Here is a 15597-nt window from a genome sequence, read left to right as displayed (position 1 = left end):
TCAAAGAGCCCCGTCTTCGGGCGAAGCGGGCTGCCTCAGCGTAGATTCCGGCGGGCGGCGTCAGGCGCCGTGCAGCACCTTGCCCCGCGTCTCGCGGACGGTGAGCAGCGTCGCGGCATTGATCAGCAGCAGGACGATCGTGTAGATGCCGAACACCGTGGAGCCCGAGCCCGGGAACCAGGTGGCGAACCCGGCCTGCAGGTAGGCGGCCGTCCCCCCGAAGGCCGCGACGCAGATGGAGTACGGGATACCGACGCCGATGGTGCGCACCGACGTCGGGAACAGCTCCGCGTAGACCGCGGGCACGATCGCGGCGGCACCGGCGATGAAGATCAGCATCGCGGACATGGCGACGCCGAGCTGCCAGGCGGTATCCCGGACGAACCAGGTGGCCGGGAAGTACAGCACGGCCGAGCCGAGCCCGCTGATGGCCAGCACCGGCCGGCGGCCGATCCGGTCCGAGAGCTTGCCCCAGAACGGCAGCGCAACGATGAAGACGATGTTGGCGGCCACCCCCGCCCACAGGGCACCGCTCGGCTCGATCTTCAGCACGTTGATGGCGTAGGCGGGGGTCGACACACCCCACACGTAGTACACGACGGTCATGCCCACCGTCAGGCCGATCACCTGCAGGGCCTGCCGCCAGTGGGCGGCGAGGTCGGCGAACAGGCGGGGTCGGGACACCGCCGGGGCGTCGCCGTCCGCGCCCACCATCGGCAGGGCGGCCGTCCTCTCCGCCTCGAACACCTCGGACTCCTCCATCCGAGCCCGCATCACGAGGGCGACCAGCCCGAGCACCGCGCCGAGGATGAAGGGGATCCGCCAGCCGAACGCGGCCATCTGCGAGGAGGGCAGGACGGTGGAGAGCACGGCGCCGAGCAGGGTGCCGAACAGGATGCCGATGGTGCCGGAGACGTAGATCAGCGACGCCCAGTAGCCGCGTCGGGAGGCGGGGGCCATCTCGGAGAGGTAGGTCTGGGCGCTGGGCAGCTCACCGCCGTGGGCCAGGCCCTGCACCAACCGGGCGACGAGCAGGATCAGCGAGGCGGCCGAGCCGATCGACTCGTAGGTCGGCGTCAGGCCGATGGCGAGCGATCCGACGGAACCGAGGCCGACACAGAGGGTCATGGCGAGCTTGCGGCCCAGACGGTCGCCGATCCAGCCGAACAAGAACCCGCCGAAGGGGCGAGCGACGAAGCCGACGGCGAAGATCGCCAGCGTGGCGAGGAAGGCGCTGGACGGGTCGGCCTTGCTGAACAACTGGGTCGAGATGAACGCGGCGAAGGTCGCGTAGATCGCCCAGTCGTACCACTCGACGGCGTTGCCTGCGCCGGTGCCGATCAGGGTCTGCACGATCCCGGCGCGCTTCGGCGGGGCCGTCGCGGTGGACGTGCCGCCACCACCGGCGGGGCCGACGCTCGGCGGGGGCGCGGCGTGGTGGGCGTTGGTGACCATGGGGTTCTCCTGGGGTGAGCGCGGTACGGATGGAAGCTGCGGGTGGGGTCGCGGGTCAGGCGAGCGCGGCGAGCCGGTCGACGGCGAGCCGGCTGTAGAGGGCGACGCCGTCAGCGAGCACGGCGTCGTCGAAGAGGGCGTACGGGGAGTGGTTGTACGCGGCGGTGGCGTGATCGGCGCTCGCGGGCACCGCCGAGAGGAACAGGAAGGACCCGGGCACCTCCGCGAGCACGCGGGAGAAGTCCTCCGACCCGGCCAGCGGGTGAGCCAGCTCCTGGTGGCGCTCGGGGCCGAAGAGCTCCTCGACGACGGAGCGGGCGAACCGGGTCTCGGCGCCGTCCGTGACGGTGAGCGGGTACTCCTCGATGTAGTCGACGGTCGCGGTCAGGCCGTGGCCGGCCGCCACCGCCTCGAGCAGCTGCGGCACGGACGACTTCAGCCGCGCCTTGGCCTCGGTCGAGAAGGACCGGATCGTCGCCTCCAGCCGGGCCGTCTCGGGGATGACGTTACGCCGGGTGCCGGCCCGCAGCACCCCGACGGTGACCACGACCGGGTCGAACACGTCGAACTGGCGGGTGACCATGGCCTGCAGGGCCATGACCATCTCGGCCGCGACGGTCACCGGGTCCTTCGCCGCGAACGGGGCCGACCCGTGGCCACCGGCGCCGTGCACGGTGACCAGCAGCGCGTCGGACGAGCTCATCGACGAGCCGGCCCGCGACATCAGCGTGCCGCCGTCGGCCATCGAGCTCATCACGTGCAGGCCGTAGGCGGCGTCGGCGCGGCGACCGGCGGCGTCGAGCACTCCCTCCTTCAGCATCACGTCGGCGCCGTCGAACCCTTCCTCCCCCGGCTGGAACATGAGGACGACGTCGCCGGCGAGCTGGTCCCGGCGGCCGGCGAGCACGCCCGCGGCCCCGGTGAGCATGGCGGTGTGCAGGTCGTGCCCGCACGCGTGCATGGCCCCGTCGACGCGGGACGCGAAGGGCATCCCGGTCTTCTCCTGGACGGGCAGGGCGTCCATGTCGCCACGCAGCAGGACGACGGGGCGGTGCGCGTCCGCACCGGTGCTGCGGGTTCCGTCCGTGCGACCCGTGCCGCGCAGGACGGCGGTGACGGACGTCGTGTCCGTGCCGGTGGTGATCTCGTAGCCGAGCCCGTCGAGCGACTGAAGCACCTTCTCCTGGGTGCGCGGCAGATCGAGCCCGATCTCCGGTTCCTGATGCAGCCGGTGGCGCAGGTCGGCGACGTCACCGGCCACCGCGCGGGCGTCGTCGAGCAGTGCCACGGTCAGGTCGGCGGACGAGGTCGGGACGGTCATGCGGGGAATCCTCCGGGCGGTCGGTGTCGCGGCTTCCCACGAGCGTGGTGTGAGCGGAGTCACCGGCTGTGAGATCGTGGAAATACTGCATCAAGACAGACACGAATCGAAGGATCCTGCATGGAATCGCCGCTGGAGGACCTGCAGCTGGTCCACGCGCTACAGATCGCACCCCGTGCGACGTGGACGCAGCTCGGTGACGTGCTCGAACGGCATCCCAGCACGCTCGCCGCTCGCTGGGATCGGATGCACGCCGAGGGCCGCGCATGGGTGACCGGCCACCTCGGCTCGGTGGGCAATCCCGGCTGCATCACGTTCGTCAGCATCGAGTGCCGGCCGGGCCACCGCGCCGAGGTGATCGACCGGCTGTGCGCCGTGCCGGAGATCGCCACCGTCGAGGAGTCCGCCCGCTCCTGGGACGTGCGGCTGACCGTCCTCACCCGCACCTGGCAATGGTTCACGCGCGAGGTGCTGCCCCTGGTGCGCGCCGATCCGGCGATCCTGCGCACCCAGGTGACCGTCGCCAGCAGGCTGTACGCGATCGGCAACAACTGGCGCCTCGACGTGCTCTCCCCGGCGCAGCAGCGGCGGGCGGCCGCGCTGGCGCCGGTGCACGTCCGGCCGCCCGGGGCCACGCCCCCGCATCTGACGGAGCTGATGGCCGTGCTCTCGCGGGACGGGCGCGCGGGCGCCACGCAGGTCGCGGCCGCCACCGGCAGCCATCCCACGACCGCGGCCCGGCACATCCGGCAGGTGATCGAGACCGGCCTGGTGGCGGTCCGGTGCGAGTTGGCGCAGGAGTTCTCCGGTTACCCGGTCGCGTGCCAGTGGTACGTGCGGGTGCCGCCGGCCCAGCTGGAGGCCGCGCTGACCTTTCTGCGCGGACACCGAACTCTGCGGCTGTGCGCGTCGACCACCGGCGACACCAACCTGACCTTTTTCCTGTGGCTGCGCAGTCCCTCCGAGATCGCCGACGTGGAGGCCGGCCTGCAGACGGCCGCGCCCGGCGCACAGGTGATCGAGTCCGACGTCGGCGTCCGCACTCACAAGCGGATGGGCTGGTACCTGCGGGCCGACTCGACGGCGACCGGTCAGGTGGTCCCCGTCCCCGGCGCGGAGTGAGGCTACGTCTCAGATCGGTGTGTTGGCGGGGTCCACGCTGCTCGAGTTCCGCCGGGCCTTCCGTCGCCTAGCACGATCGACCACGGTGATGACGGGTCCGGCAGTCGTTCCGTGCAGCAGGATGGATCCGACGATGACCAGGCCGACGATGCGCCAGAGAGTCTGCGCTTGCGTCGCGAACTCGCCCTCGGACAGGGCGTAGCTGACGTAGTAGATCGACCCCACGCCCCGGACCCCGAAAAAGGCGATCACCAATCGTTCCCATGGCCCGGTACGTCCCCGAGCGAGGCTGACCCAACCGGTCAACGGACGGATCAAGAACAGGAACATCGCCGCGACCAGGATCTCGAGCCACGTGGTACCGGCCAGCAGGCCGCGGGCGACGGCACCACCCAGCAGCACGACGACCACCACCGTGAGCAATCGCTCGAGCTGCTCGATGTAGCTGTGCAGGACGCCGTGGTAGCCGTGGGTCCGCTCTGCGGACCGGATGGTGACGGCGCACACGAAGACGGCGACGAAGCCGTAGCCCTCGACCATCTGGGCTGTCCCATAGGCAAGGAAGGTGGCAGCCAGGGCAACGAACCCCTCGGAGTGCGCTGCCATCCGAACGCTCTCGACCGAGGACCGGAAGAAGATGCGCCCCAGCAGCTTGCCGACCAGCCAACCGGTCACGCAGCCGATCGCGATGCGCCACGCGAGGTCGACGGCGAGAAAGTCAGGCAGCCACGCGTCCGGCGCAGTACCCACCACGCTCAACGCGATCGCCAGGTAGACGAACGGAAAGCTGAGACCGTCGTTGAGTCCGGCCTCGGCGGTGAGGCTGAACCGGACCTCGTCCTCTCTCTCCAGGTCCTCCTGATTCTCGGAGGGCTCCCCCACTTGCACCTCCGAGGCCAACACGGGGTCGGTCGGGGCCAGGGCGGCAGCCACGAGCAAGGCGGCGGCGACGCTCAGCCCGAGGATCAACCATCCGGCGAGCGCCAGGACCAGGATGCACACCGGCATCGCGATACCCAACAGCCGCCACGTCGTACCCCACCGTCGCCAACCGACGGGTCGGTCCAACGCCAGCCCGGCACCCATCAGAGAGATGATCACGCAGATCTCGCTCAATTGCAGGGCCACACCGTTGTTCGTCACAGGATTCGGGTCCGGCAACTCGCCGATGAGGGCGAAGGCCGCCACTCCGGCGCCGAGGAAGACCATGGGCATCGACACCGGCGCCCGGACGAGGAGCCGTGGCAGCACGGCCGCTGCTGACACCGCGACACCAGCGGCCACGAACATGAGGCTGGCAGTATCAACCATCAGAACTGCCCTCTCGACGTGATCATCCGCTCTTCGACTCGAGAGGAGATTATCAGCCTGCTGTCGACGGCGTGAGCCGGTCGGTTCAGTTCAGGCGAGGCGGTCTGTCGCCGGTCCGTCACCCTCCGCCCTCAGCGGCGAGGATCGGACGTCAGGCGGCGAGAAGCCGGTCCAGCTGATCCCACGGATCCGCGACCTCGGGACCGTGAGCGAAGATCATCCGGGCATCCCGGAACCGGAGCAGGTCGTGCAGCGTCCTTTCGGCCTGATCGACATCGGCGGTGAAGGGCCGTGGTGCGCGGTTCACCCTCCCGCCGACCGTGCCGAGACAGTCCCCGACGAAGAGGGTGTTCGCGTCCTCGTGCAGGAAGGAGAGGTGTTCGGCGGTGTGTCCGGGGGTCGCGATCGCCCGCAGCGGACCGACCACCTGCTGGTCCGCCAGCGGCTCGGCGTCCGGCACCCGTTCCTCCGGGTGGGCCAGCACGCGCGCGTGCGGTGCAACCGCCCGTACGTGATCCAGCCCGCCGACGTGGTCCGGATGGCCGTGCGTGATGACCACGTGGGAGACGTCGGACCAAGTCGCACTGATCTCGTCCAGTGTCGCGTCGAGCGCGGCGCCGTCTGCGTCCATGCCGGTGTCGACGAGGAGCAGACCGGTCGCATGGGGAACCAGATGGGCGCGGACGTCCACGGTGACCGGGTCCGGCCCGAGAGCTCCGGCCGGGATGGCGATCTCCATGACGACGGCGTGGATGGCGGTCATCGGCTCATCCTCCTCTTCGGGATACCACGGGACCAGCGGTCGACGCGTCCCACTGAGTCAGTCGGTTACGCCCGAACGCGGGGCTCTTTGAGCACGCATTTCGGGCGCAGCCGGCTAACTCACATTCGGGGTCGCGACACGCCTCAGCGGGTACCGACGGCGATCCGGTCGATGGCCAACCGGGCGTACAGCGCGGCACCGTCGGCCAGGACCGCGTCGTCGAACGTGGCCCGCGCCGAGTGGTTGTAGTCCGCGGTCTCGTGATCGACCCCCTCTGGGACAGCCGAGAGGAAGAGGAACGCGCCGGGCACCGCGGCGAGCACCCGGGAGAAGTCCTCCGACCCGGCCAGTGGGTTCGGCATCGCGCTGTAGCGCTGGTCGCCGAGCAGTTCGGTCACGACGCCGCGGGCGAAGTCGCTCTCGCCGGCGTCGTTGATGGTGACCGGGTACTCGTCGCGATAGTCGACGGTCGCGGTGAGGCCGTGGCTCTCGGCGATCCCGCGGACCAGCGGCGGCACGATCTCGGCCAGCCGGGCCCGCGCCTGGTCGGAGAAGGACCGGACGGTCGCCTCGATCCGCGCGTCGTCGGGGATGATGTTCCGCTTCGTCCCGGCGTGCAGGGAGCCGACGGTGATGACGACCGGGTCGAACACGTCGAACCGACGAGTCACCAGGGTCTGCAGCGCGGTGACGATCTCCGCGGCGACGGTCACCGGGTCCTTCGACCGGAACGGCGTCGAACCGTGGCCGCCGGCCCCGTGCACGGTCACGTCCAGGCCGGAGGAACCGCTCATCATAGCACCGGCCCGGGAGAACACCATGCCGCTCGGCGCCAGCGCGCTGGCCACGTGCATGCCGAAGGCGGCGTCGGGCCGCCGATCGGCGGCGTCGAGCACGCCCTCGCGGATCATCACGCCGGCGCCGTCGAACCCTTCCTCCCCCGGCTGGAACATCAGCACGACGTCGCCGGCGAGCCGGTCCCGACGAACGGAGAGCAGGGTCGCGGCACCGGCCAGCATGGAGGTGTGCAGGTCGTGGCCGCAGGCGTGCATCACCCCGTCGATCTCGGAGCTGAACGGCTGCCCGGTCTGCTCCTGCACCGGCAGCGCGTCCATGTCGCCGCGCAGCAGCACGGTCGGGCGCTCGCCGTCCGAACTCGCGGTGGCACCGCCGCGGAGCACCGCGGTGACGGAGGTGGTTTCGGTGCCGGTGCTGATCTCGTAGCCGAGTCCGTCCAGCCAGCCGAGCACCTTCTCCTGCGTGCGGGGCAGGTCCAGGCCGACCTCCGGCTCGCGGTGCAGCCGGTGGCGCAGGTCCGCGATGTCCGGGTGCAACGCGCGGGCATCGTCGAGCAGGGAAGCGGTCAGGTCGGCGGAGGAGGCGTTCACGGTGCCCTTTCAATTGCCGGAAGAGGTCGGTGCTCCCGACCCTACTCGCGTGCTGCGCCGCGCGTCGGAGGCCCGCGTGCTGCGCTCTCTCCGGGCACCGCCGGAGGGACCGGCCTCAGACGTCGGGCAGGGCGTCGCGGGCCCACGGGTAGGAAGGCTGAGCACCGGCGGAGCGGCAGGTGAAGGCACCGACGCGGGCGGCCACCCGGGCGGCGTCGATCAGCGCGTCCCCCCGGGCGAGCCCCATCGCCAGCGCGCCGACGAAGGCGTCACCCGCCCCGGTGGTGTCCACGGCGTCGACCGTCGGCGCCAGCACCGGGACGATCGCCCCGCGCTCGGTGACGAGGGCCCCGGCGCTGCCGAGCGTCATCACGACGGACCGCACGCCGGTGTCCCGGAGCCGCTGCACGACGTCCGCGGCCTCGAGGTCGCGGTAGCCGCGCTCCCCCGGCCCCGTGGGCGGTGGCGCGAGCTTCCCGAGCAGCAGCAGTCCCTCGTGCTCGTTGACGACGAGCGGGTCGGCGGCGCGCACGACGTCGAGATCGATCTCGTCCGGCACGGGCGCGGTGTTGAAGATCAGCCGGCCGGTACACAGCTGGGCCGCGCGTTCGATGCCGTCGACCGGGATCTCGCCCTGGATCACGACGATGGCGGCGTCCTGGATCACCTCCGCGGCGGCGCCGACCATCGCGGCGTCGACGGTCCCGTTGGCGCCGGGGACGACGACGATGCTGTTCTCACCCGCGCGGTCGACCTGGACGATGGCCAGTCCGGTGGGCTCGTCCACCGTGCTGACGGCGGTGAGGTCGACGTCGGCGTCCTTCAGCAGCGCGAGCGCCTGATCGGCGTGGGCGTCCGTGCCGACGGCGCCGACGAGCCGGACGCGGGCACCGAGCCGGGCGGCGGCGACCGCCTGGTTGGCGCCCTTGCCGCCCTGAGCAACGGACCCGCCGGTGCCGAGGACGGTCTCTCCGGGTCTCGGGTGCCGGTCGACACGGACGAACAGGTCGGCGTTGATGGATCCGACGACGGCGATCACGGCGTCGGACGGGGTGGTGGTACTCATCGGGTCGCTCCCTCGGTGGTGGTGTTCTCCGCGGTGGCTCCGCTGTGTCGCGGACGGGAGACGGCCGCGATCGCGTCGATGACCAGGTCCCAGAACCGCTCGCGGTCCAGGTCGACGGCGACCTGGGTGGTGCAGTCGGCCGGCGGCGGCACCCGGAAGTCCGCCACCGTCATGCCGACGGTCAGCTCGCCACGCAGTTCGACGTCCAGCGGCACCTTGCGGGTGGTCATCACGGCCGGGTCGATCAGGTAGGCGACGGTGCAGGGGTCGTGCACGGGTGGGTCGTCGAAGCCCTGGTTCTCGCGGTAGGCCTGCCGGAAGAACGCCATCAGGCCGAGCACCACGTCCGCGCACTCGGATCCGATCGCGCGGATCCGCTCCTCGACGTCGGCCGTGACGAGGGCCTGATGCGTCAGGTCGAGGCCCACCATGGTCAACGGCCACGCCTCGTTCATCACGATGTGGGCGGCCTCGGGGTCCACGATGATGTTGAACTCGGCCACGGCGCTCCAGTTGCCGGTGTGGTAGCCGCCGCCCATCAGCACCACTTCCTGCACCCGCTCGGCGATGCGCGGTTCCTTGCGCACCGCGAGCGCGATGTTGGTCAGGGGCCCGGTCGGCACCAGGGTGACGGTGCCCGGCTCGTGCGCCATCACCGTGTCGATGATGAAGTCGACGGCGTGCGTCTCGGCGACGGCGACCGTGGGCTCGGGCAGGTCGACGCCGTCCAGCCCGGACTCGCCGTGGATGCCGGGCGCCACCTCGAGGGCACGGACCAAGGGCCGGACACAGCCCGCGTGCAGCGGCACGTCCTCTCGCCCGCACACGGCCAGCATGCTCTGGGCGTTCCGGGTGACCTTGGCGAGGGTCTGGTTCCCGCCGATGGTGGTGATCCCCAGCAGGTCGATGGCCGGGTTGCCGAGCGCCAGGATCATGGCGACGGCGTCGTCATGCCCGGGGTCGCAGTCCAGGATGATCTTGCGGGCCATGACGGGCGTTCCTCTCACGTCGGGGGGTCGGGCTCAGTGGGCGGGTCCCGCGCCCTCGACCCGCGCGGCGACGGCGGACGGGTCCGGCCGTGGGATCAGGACGGAGACGGCGAGTGCGAGCAGGACGAGGACTCCGCCGGTCACGATACCGGCGGTGTACCCGGCCCGCGGGCCCGAACCGGTGGCGACCAGGGTGTCCACGGCGAACAGGACCGCGAAGCTGATCCCCGCGCCGAGGTTGAAGGCACCGGCGTTCAGACCCGGCAGGTAGCCGGGGTTGTCCTCGGGGCTGAGCACGATGCCCAGCCCGTTGAGCATGATGTTGGAGACACCGGCGTAGGTGACGCCGATGAACAGTGACACGAACAGCAGTAATCCCGGCGAGGGGGCCGCGGCGGTGACGACGGCGATGGCGACCCCGACGACGGTGCCGATCAGCCCGATCTGCAGCACCCGCTGGTAACCGAAGGAGCCGGCCAGCCGTCCGGCGACCGGGCCGAGTACGAGCCCGGCGAGCGCGTACGGCGTCAACGTCACCCAGGACACGACGTCCGCGCCCAGACCCGGCCCGGCGGTCGGGTCCTGCGCGAGGTTGGGGATCAGCCCGTTCATGATCGCGAACACGCCGGTCATGGTGAGCAGGGTGGTCGATAGCAGGGCCCACGTGCGGCGCTGCCGGAGGTAACGGGTGCTGACCAGCGGGTGCGGGGACCGGTCCTCGATCCGCCAGAACACGGCGAACGCGGCGGCCGCGACGAGAAGCAGGACGATGACGATCAACCAGTTCGCCGTCGCGAGGTTCCCGGCCTGGTTGAACGCGACCAGGGCGCAGCCGATGGCCACCACGAGCGGGGCGACCCCCTTCCAGTCCATCGGCGGGGTCTCGACGGCGGTCGACTCGACGGTGGCCCCGCGGACGGCGACGACCGCGATCGCGCAGATCACCGCCATCACCCAGAAAATGGACCGGAACCCGAACGTCCCGGCGAGCCAGCCGCCGGCGAGGGCGTCCACCCCGGCGATGCCGCCGTTGACGGCCGTGAGGACGCCGAGCAGGGTCGCGTAGAGCTTCTGATCCGGCACCTGCACGCGCAGCATGATGAGGCAGATCGGCACCACCGGCCCGGCAACGCCCTGGATGATCCGGCCGACGAACAGGACGCCGACGCTCGGCGCCAGCGCCGAGACGACGCAGCCGACGCCGGTGACGAGCAACATCAACGACAGCACCCGGCGTCGGCCGATCAGGTCACCCCAGCGGGGCAGGAAGAGGGAGAACAGGGCGGCCGCGGTGAAGAACGCCGTCTGGGACAGGCCGATCTCCGCCGTCGTGGTCTGCAGTTCCCGCTCCATCGTCGCCAGCGCCGGGGAGAGCATCGAGGCGTTGAGCTGGAACGCGAACACGGCCACCAGCAGGGCGACGACGAGCCCGGTGACGTTGGTACGGGTGGCGGCGGCGGTGGGCGGCTCGGACATGATGCACCTCCCGGGGTCGTCCGGTGATGTCAGCCTACGTCCGCGCACCGACAACGGCGCGTGCCGGAGCCGGATGCGGTCCGTCCGGGAGGGACCGCAGTGGCCCCAGTCTCGCCGAGTGTGCGGATGGCGGCGCCATCCGGTCTGGATGACTGCGCGAACCGCACACTCGACGTCTCCGTACCGGCGAGGGCGGTCAGCCGCGCCACCCGTGTCGGTGGGACTACTCCTCCGGGTCCGGCGGCGCCGTGAGATCCGCCGAGGAGCCGAGACCCGAGGGGTCGGGAATCAGGGCGGCTGCGCGGTCACTGTCCGTCTGCGCTGCCGTTCCGGCCTGCTCCTCGAGCAGGTCGAGCTGCTGCTGCAGGGCAGGCCGGCGTGCCGGTGGAGCGAATCCGATCAGGTCGTTCAGGGCGGACCGCAGGCGGCGCACCACCTGGGGCGAGCCGGCTCCGGTCTGGCGGACCTCGTCGAAGGTGAGCCGGACGAATCCCTCCCACTGCAGGGTGGGCACGACCAGCCGAACCGTGCCTGCGCCGTCGCGATAGTGCCCGGAGTGCAGCGGGCGCCGGGCGATCTGGCGCAGCACGTCGTGCAGCCGGTCGATGGCCTGGACCGCCGTCGTCGGGTCCTCGAACGGCCCGGAGGACAGGGACCGTTCGGCGATGTCGACCAGCATCCTGATGCCGTAGGCCACGTCCTGGTTCAACGTCCGCTCCGGCCCCAGGGCAACAGTGCCGATGATCTGTGCCTCCGGGAGCGCTCCGCGGTCGCCGACGACCCGGACGAGCGCCGCGTTCGCCGGCACGAAGTCCCCGACCGCCCACAACAGCTCGAGGCGGCAGTCCGCCCGTTCGGCCAGCGCGACGAGCCGGTCATGATCCACGTCGAACAGCACTCCGGCCTTCCGCGTGGGGATGAGATCCGGAGGCAGACCGGGGTCCGAACCGTCCCGCGGGTAGACGTGGTCCAGCGTGGTGAGAGTGTCGTCGGCCACCCACCCGGTCAGCGCCGCGACGCGCAGCGACTGGGTGATGTGGTTCAGGTACCAGATCAGCGTGACGACGCAGGCGAGCACCAGCACGATGGCCACCAGTACGGCCAGCCCCGGCACGGTGCCCCCGCCCTGCGTGGTGGTGACGCGCCGCATGGCCAGCATCGAGAAGGCGAACGTGCCGGCGAACAGGCCGATCGCGGCCTGGCTGGGGCGGTCCTGCAGGATCTGGCGCACGATGCGCGGGGAGAAGGTGCCCATGGCCAGCTGCACCGCCAGGACCAGCAGGGACAGCACCAGACCGGTGAGAGTCAGCATCGTGAAGGAGATCAGGTACAGGATCTGCAGGGCGGCGGTCGGGTCGCCCGTGATGGTCTGCGGGATCAGCCGTCCGTCGGGGTCGACGGCGGTGGTGATCAACGAGAGCACCACCGCGGCCAGGACGATCAGCAACGGCAGGAACCACAGGCTGGTCTTGAGCCAGTGGCCCATTCTGAAGCGCCTCATGGGCAGTTCCCTTCCGCCAGGGCGTCGCTCGACGCCTCTCCGGGCTCGGGCAGCACGGTCGGGGCCTGATGAGTCGACTGCAGAGCGGCCCGGACGACGGCGCGCAGGTCACCGCCCTGCCGGTACACCTCCCGCTGGCGGCGGGAGCCCGTACCGCTGCGCAGCGTGTCGGCGAGGACGGCTTCGACCGCCTCGTCGTCCCCGTCCTCGGCCAGCACCGGGCGAACCGTGTCCACCAGCCGGGCGACCACGTCACCGGCGGGTGCGGGAGTGCCGGTGAGCGGATCGATCAGGCTCTCCTCCACGCCGCTGCGACTGGCCCGCCAGCACCAGGCCCGCAGCACGGACGCGGGGACGTCGGGCGGCGCGGCCCGCCAACCGCGGGCGGCGGTCTCGACCAGAGCCCGCACCAGGGTGGCGAGCACGGCGGCGCGCTCCGCGTGCAGGCACACGTCCGCCACGCGCACCTCCACGGCGGGACGGTGCTCGGAGAGCCGCGCGTCGAAATAGAGCATCCACGGGTCCAGCGGCACCCGCGTGTTCAGCAGGGCCTGCCGGTGACGGCGGTAGGCCGCCGTCGAACCGAAGACGTCCGTGGGCCCGGCCGTCGGCAGCCGGGACCACACCTGGTAGCGGTAGGACCCGTAGCCGGTGTCGGCGCCGTCCCAGAACGGGGAATTGGCACTCAGGGCCAGGAGGACCGGCAACCAGACACGGATCCGGTCCAGCACCACGACGGCCTCCTGCCGGGTGTCGATGCCGACGCGGATGTGGAACCCGTTGGTGAACTGTTCGACGGCGGTCAACGCGAGCTGCTCGCTGATCCTCCGGTACCGCTGCTCGGGCACCGCATGCGGGATCACCGGTCCCGGCGCGGTCGGCAGCGCCACCACTGCCCCGCCGACGCGCGCGGCGGCGTCCGCGGCCAGGGACCGCCCGGCCCGGATCGCGGCCAGCTGCCCGGAGATGGTCTGGGGCGGGCAGCTGACGGCGATCTGCTCCTGCTTCACTGCCGTGGAGAGCCGGTGCCCCGACGCCGAGGACTCGTCCTGCATCGCTGCGACCTGTTCACCCGCCGGTGAGGGCTCGAGATCGACCGTGTCGACCAGCAGCAGCTCCTCCTCGACCGAGAAGCTGCGCGCCCCGGACTCCGCTCTCGGCAGCTGCTCCGCCGGAGACGGTCCCGGAAGGAGCAGCTTCCTGCCGGACCTGTTCATGCTCGTTGCTCCTGCGTTCTTCGTCCCGGCGTCCATGGTTCGAGGCCGGACGGCCCCCGGACGTGACCGGAGGGTAGCGACTGCCCATCATAAGCACGCTTCCTACGGCTCACCTGTGCGGGCCTACGATGGCGGTGGATGCTGTCGGCGTCCGAGAACGACTCACCGACGAGAGGACCTGCCATGCCCACGCCCGTCACCAACAAGGCCACCACCACCTGGAACGGAGACCTCTTCACCGGCTCCGGCACCACGAACCTGGAGACCTCCGGCGCCGGGAGCTTCCCGGTCAACTGGAAGGCCCGGGCCGAGGAATCCGGCTCCGCCACCACGCCCGAAGAGCTGATCGCGTCCGCGCACGCGACCTGCTTCGCCATGCAGTTCTCCAACGAACTGAAGGAGAACGACACCCCGCCCACCACGCTGCGGACGAGCGCCGAGGTGACCTTCGAGGTCGGCAAGGGCATCACCGGGATCGCGCTGTCCGTCACCGGCCAGGTGGACGGCATCTCCGCCGACGACTTCTCGCGGGTCGCGGAGTCGGCGAAGACCAACTGCCCCGTCTCCCAGGCGCTGAAGGCCGTCGACGTCACCCTCACCGCGTCGCTCGGCTGATCCTTCGCGGACGTTCGCGGCCTTCGACCGCCCAGTGTGCGGCAGATGCACCCATCGGCCAGCTGATCGAGCATCGTCCGTCCATTCGATGGTCGAGGGGCACGCCCGGCCGCTTTCCTCACCCTACTGATATCTCGCTGTGCGAGGTACATTGACGAGAACGGACCACGCACCCGCGTGACCAGTCCGGAACCAACAGGAGGCCAAGCATGATCGAGAAACTGCATGAAGCCGGGGTTCGCAGCGAGTGGGCCTACGCCGGAGGATTCGCTTCCATCGCCCTGTCCTTCGCCGCCTGGGGCGTCAGCCGGCTCAAGCCGAGCGACGCGAGGGACCAGTCGGACCGCTGGGGCATCTTCGTCGGCCACTGGGCACCGACCTTCTTCGCCCTCGGCGTCGCGCTGAAGCTCGAGGAGAACAACGACTGACCGACGACCGGGAGGGAGTTCCATGGCCGAGGACGATCTGCGGGAGGGCATCCGCCGCGCCCGTGACCACGCCCTGACCCAGGAGCAGGAAGAACTGGACCGGATCGCCGCGGGCGGTACCGCCGCGGAGCAGAGTGCGGCGAGCGTGCGCCTCGCCACCCGGCAGGCGGTCCGGGAGGCGCTCGACGACGTGCTGGGCGAGCAGTCCGAGCAGCCGCGATCATCGTCGAAGGACTGAACGGGTTCGACGCAGACGGGAAGAGGGCGGGTGCCGGCACCCGCCCTCTCGCCGTCGTCGGCGTCGTCAGGCGCGGCTCACGGGTGCAGCAGCACCGTCGTCCAGCCGTCGACCCGCTTGTGCTTGAGCGCCCCGCTGCTGCTCAGACGGGTCGGTCTGGGATCCGCACTCACTCGGTCACGAACTGAACCACCCTCAGGGAGGCACTGGTGGCCTTCCTCGGTAGCTGTTGGGTGGGACGGATGCGCAAGCTGAGCGACGCGTACGACGGCACGGGATTGCCGGCGCGGTCGTTGCGGCCGTCGTCGGTATAACTTCCCGTCCCGAGGTACTTGCCGTTCTCGTCGTAGTACCGCGCTTCGATCACCAGCCGCTGAACCGGTGCAGCATCGATCTGGTTGCTCAGTTCCGCGACGACCTCCGGGCGGGTCCCCGGGACCATGCTGGCACGTTCGAGCTGGAGAACATCGGTGAAGGCGCCGGGTTGCAGGTGCACCGTACCGGCTGGCGGGGCGGTAGCCAGATCCGTCGGTGACGGCGCGGGGAGCGTGGCCTCTGCCGGAACCACTCGGGCCGAACCGTCGAACGTCGGCACCGAGTTCCCGGCGCAACCAGTCAGCAACAGAATCAGGCCCAGGGCAGCAAGGATGTACCGGAACGGAGGCGACGCACGAGCGGGGCGCGCCGGGGACGGCACCCCCCGCTCG

15 protein-coding genes are annotated in these 15597 nt (G+C 70.8%); 4 read left to right on the top strand and 11 right to left on the bottom strand.

From position 1 onward, the window contains the following. Window positions 1-60 precede the first annotated feature (60 nt). Window positions 61-1455, bottom strand: a complete 1395-nt coding sequence (locus BKD30_RS07395; RefSeq protein ID WP_083956110.1) for an MFS transporter — start codon at window positions 1453-1455, stop codon at window positions 61-63. 55 nt (window positions 1456-1510) lie between these two features. Next, entirely contained in the window at window positions 1511-2743 is a 1233-nt protein-coding gene (locus tag BKD30_RS07390; RefSeq protein WP_408033367.1) for a M20 metallopeptidase family protein, read from the bottom strand. Between the two features lie 153 nt (window positions 2744-2896). Between BKD30_RS07390 and BKD30_RS07385 the strand changes: the two genes are divergently transcribed. Then, complete coding sequence (locus BKD30_RS07385; RefSeq protein ID WP_076703609.1) at window positions 2897-3898, top strand: AsnC family protein; 1002 nt, start codon at window positions 2897-2899, stop codon at window positions 3896-3898. A 9-nt stretch (window positions 3899-3907) separates the two neighbouring features. Here the strand turns inward: BKD30_RS07385 and BKD30_RS07380 are convergent, their stop codons facing one another. From BKD30_RS07380 to BKD30_RS07345, 8 genes are all read right to left on the bottom strand, one after another. Further along, window positions 3908-5209, bottom strand: a complete 1302-nt coding sequence (locus BKD30_RS07380) for a cation:proton antiporter (protein ID WP_076703608.1) — start codon at window positions 5207-5209, stop codon at window positions 3908-3910. Window positions 5210-5360: 151 nt separating this feature from the next. Next, window positions 5361-5972, bottom strand: a complete 612-nt coding sequence (locus BKD30_RS07375) for an MBL fold metallo-hydrolase (RefSeq protein WP_076703606.1) — start codon at window positions 5970-5972, stop codon at window positions 5361-5363. Window positions 5973-6115: 143 nt separating this feature from the next. After that, window positions 6116-7360, bottom strand: a complete 1245-nt coding sequence (locus tag BKD30_RS07370) for a M20 metallopeptidase family protein (RefSeq protein WP_083956109.1) — start codon at window positions 7358-7360, stop codon at window positions 6116-6118. Window positions 7361-7475: 115 nt separating this feature from the next. Then, a complete protein-coding gene (locus BKD30_RS07365; RefSeq protein WP_076703604.1) occupies window positions 7476-8426 on the bottom strand; it encodes a ribokinase in 951 nt (316 codons plus the stop codon). Further along, window positions 8423-9415, bottom strand: a complete 993-nt coding sequence (gene uriH / locus BKD30_RS07360) for a uridine-preferring nucleoside hydrolase UriH (RefSeq protein WP_076703602.1) — start codon at window positions 9413-9415, stop codon at window positions 8423-8425. The genes BKD30_RS07365 and uriH overlap by 4 nt, the downstream gene beginning before the upstream one ends. A gap of 33 nt (window positions 9416-9448) precedes the next feature. Beyond that, entirely contained in the window at window positions 9449-10891 is a 1443-nt protein-coding gene (gene uriT, locus BKD30_RS07355; RefSeq protein ID WP_076703600.1) for a uridine transporter UriT, read from the bottom strand. Between the two features lie 223 nt (window positions 10892-11114). Next, window positions 11115-12392 carry a DUF2254 domain-containing protein gene (locus BKD30_RS07350; protein ID WP_083956108.1) on the bottom strand — a complete coding sequence of 426 codons (1278 nt, stop codon included), beginning with the start codon at window positions 12390-12392 and terminating at the stop codon, window positions 11115-11117. Beyond that, window positions 12389-13609 (bottom strand): glutamate--cysteine ligase, encoded by a 1221-nt coding sequence (locus BKD30_RS07345; protein WP_083956107.1) that lies wholly within the window; start codon window positions 13607-13609, stop codon window positions 12389-12391. Before BKD30_RS07345 ends, BKD30_RS07350 begins: the two co-directional genes overlap by 4 nt. Before the next feature lie 183 nt (window positions 13610-13792). On the opposite strand from BKD30_RS07345, the gene BKD30_RS07340 reads away from it, so the two are divergent. The 3 genes from BKD30_RS07340 (at window position 13793) to BKD30_RS07330 (ending at window position 14890) form a co-directional block, all read left to right on the top strand. Then, window positions 13793-14224, top strand: coding sequence for an OsmC family peroxiredoxin (locus BKD30_RS07340; RefSeq protein WP_076703597.1), 432 nt, complete (start codon window positions 13793-13795; stop codon window positions 14222-14224). A 209-nt stretch (window positions 14225-14433) separates the two neighbouring features. After that, the gene (locus BKD30_RS07335; protein ID WP_076703595.1) at window positions 14434-14652 is read left to right on the top strand and encodes a hypothetical protein; all 219 of its coding nucleotides are present in this window, start codon (window positions 14434-14436) and stop codon (window positions 14650-14652) included. A gap of 22 nt (window positions 14653-14674) precedes the next feature. After that, a complete protein-coding gene (locus tag BKD30_RS07330; RefSeq protein WP_076703593.1) occupies window positions 14675-14890 on the top strand; it encodes a hypothetical protein in 216 nt (71 codons plus the stop codon). A 169-nt stretch (window positions 14891-15059) separates the two neighbouring features. Here the strand turns inward: BKD30_RS07330 and BKD30_RS07325 are convergent, their stop codons facing one another. Next, the gene (locus BKD30_RS07325) at window positions 15060-15332 is read right to left on the bottom strand and encodes a hypothetical protein (protein WP_218189272.1); all 273 of its coding nucleotides are present in this window, start codon (window positions 15330-15332) and stop codon (window positions 15060-15062) included. Window positions 15333-15597: the final 265 nt, after the last annotated feature.

The sequence above is a fragment of the Tersicoccus phoenicis genome, assembly GCF_001968835.1.
GTDB lineage: Bacteria > Actinomycetota > Actinomycetes > Actinomycetales > Micrococcaceae > Tersicoccus > Tersicoccus phoenicis.
This window is presented reverse-complemented; position numbering and strand designations above follow the sequence as displayed.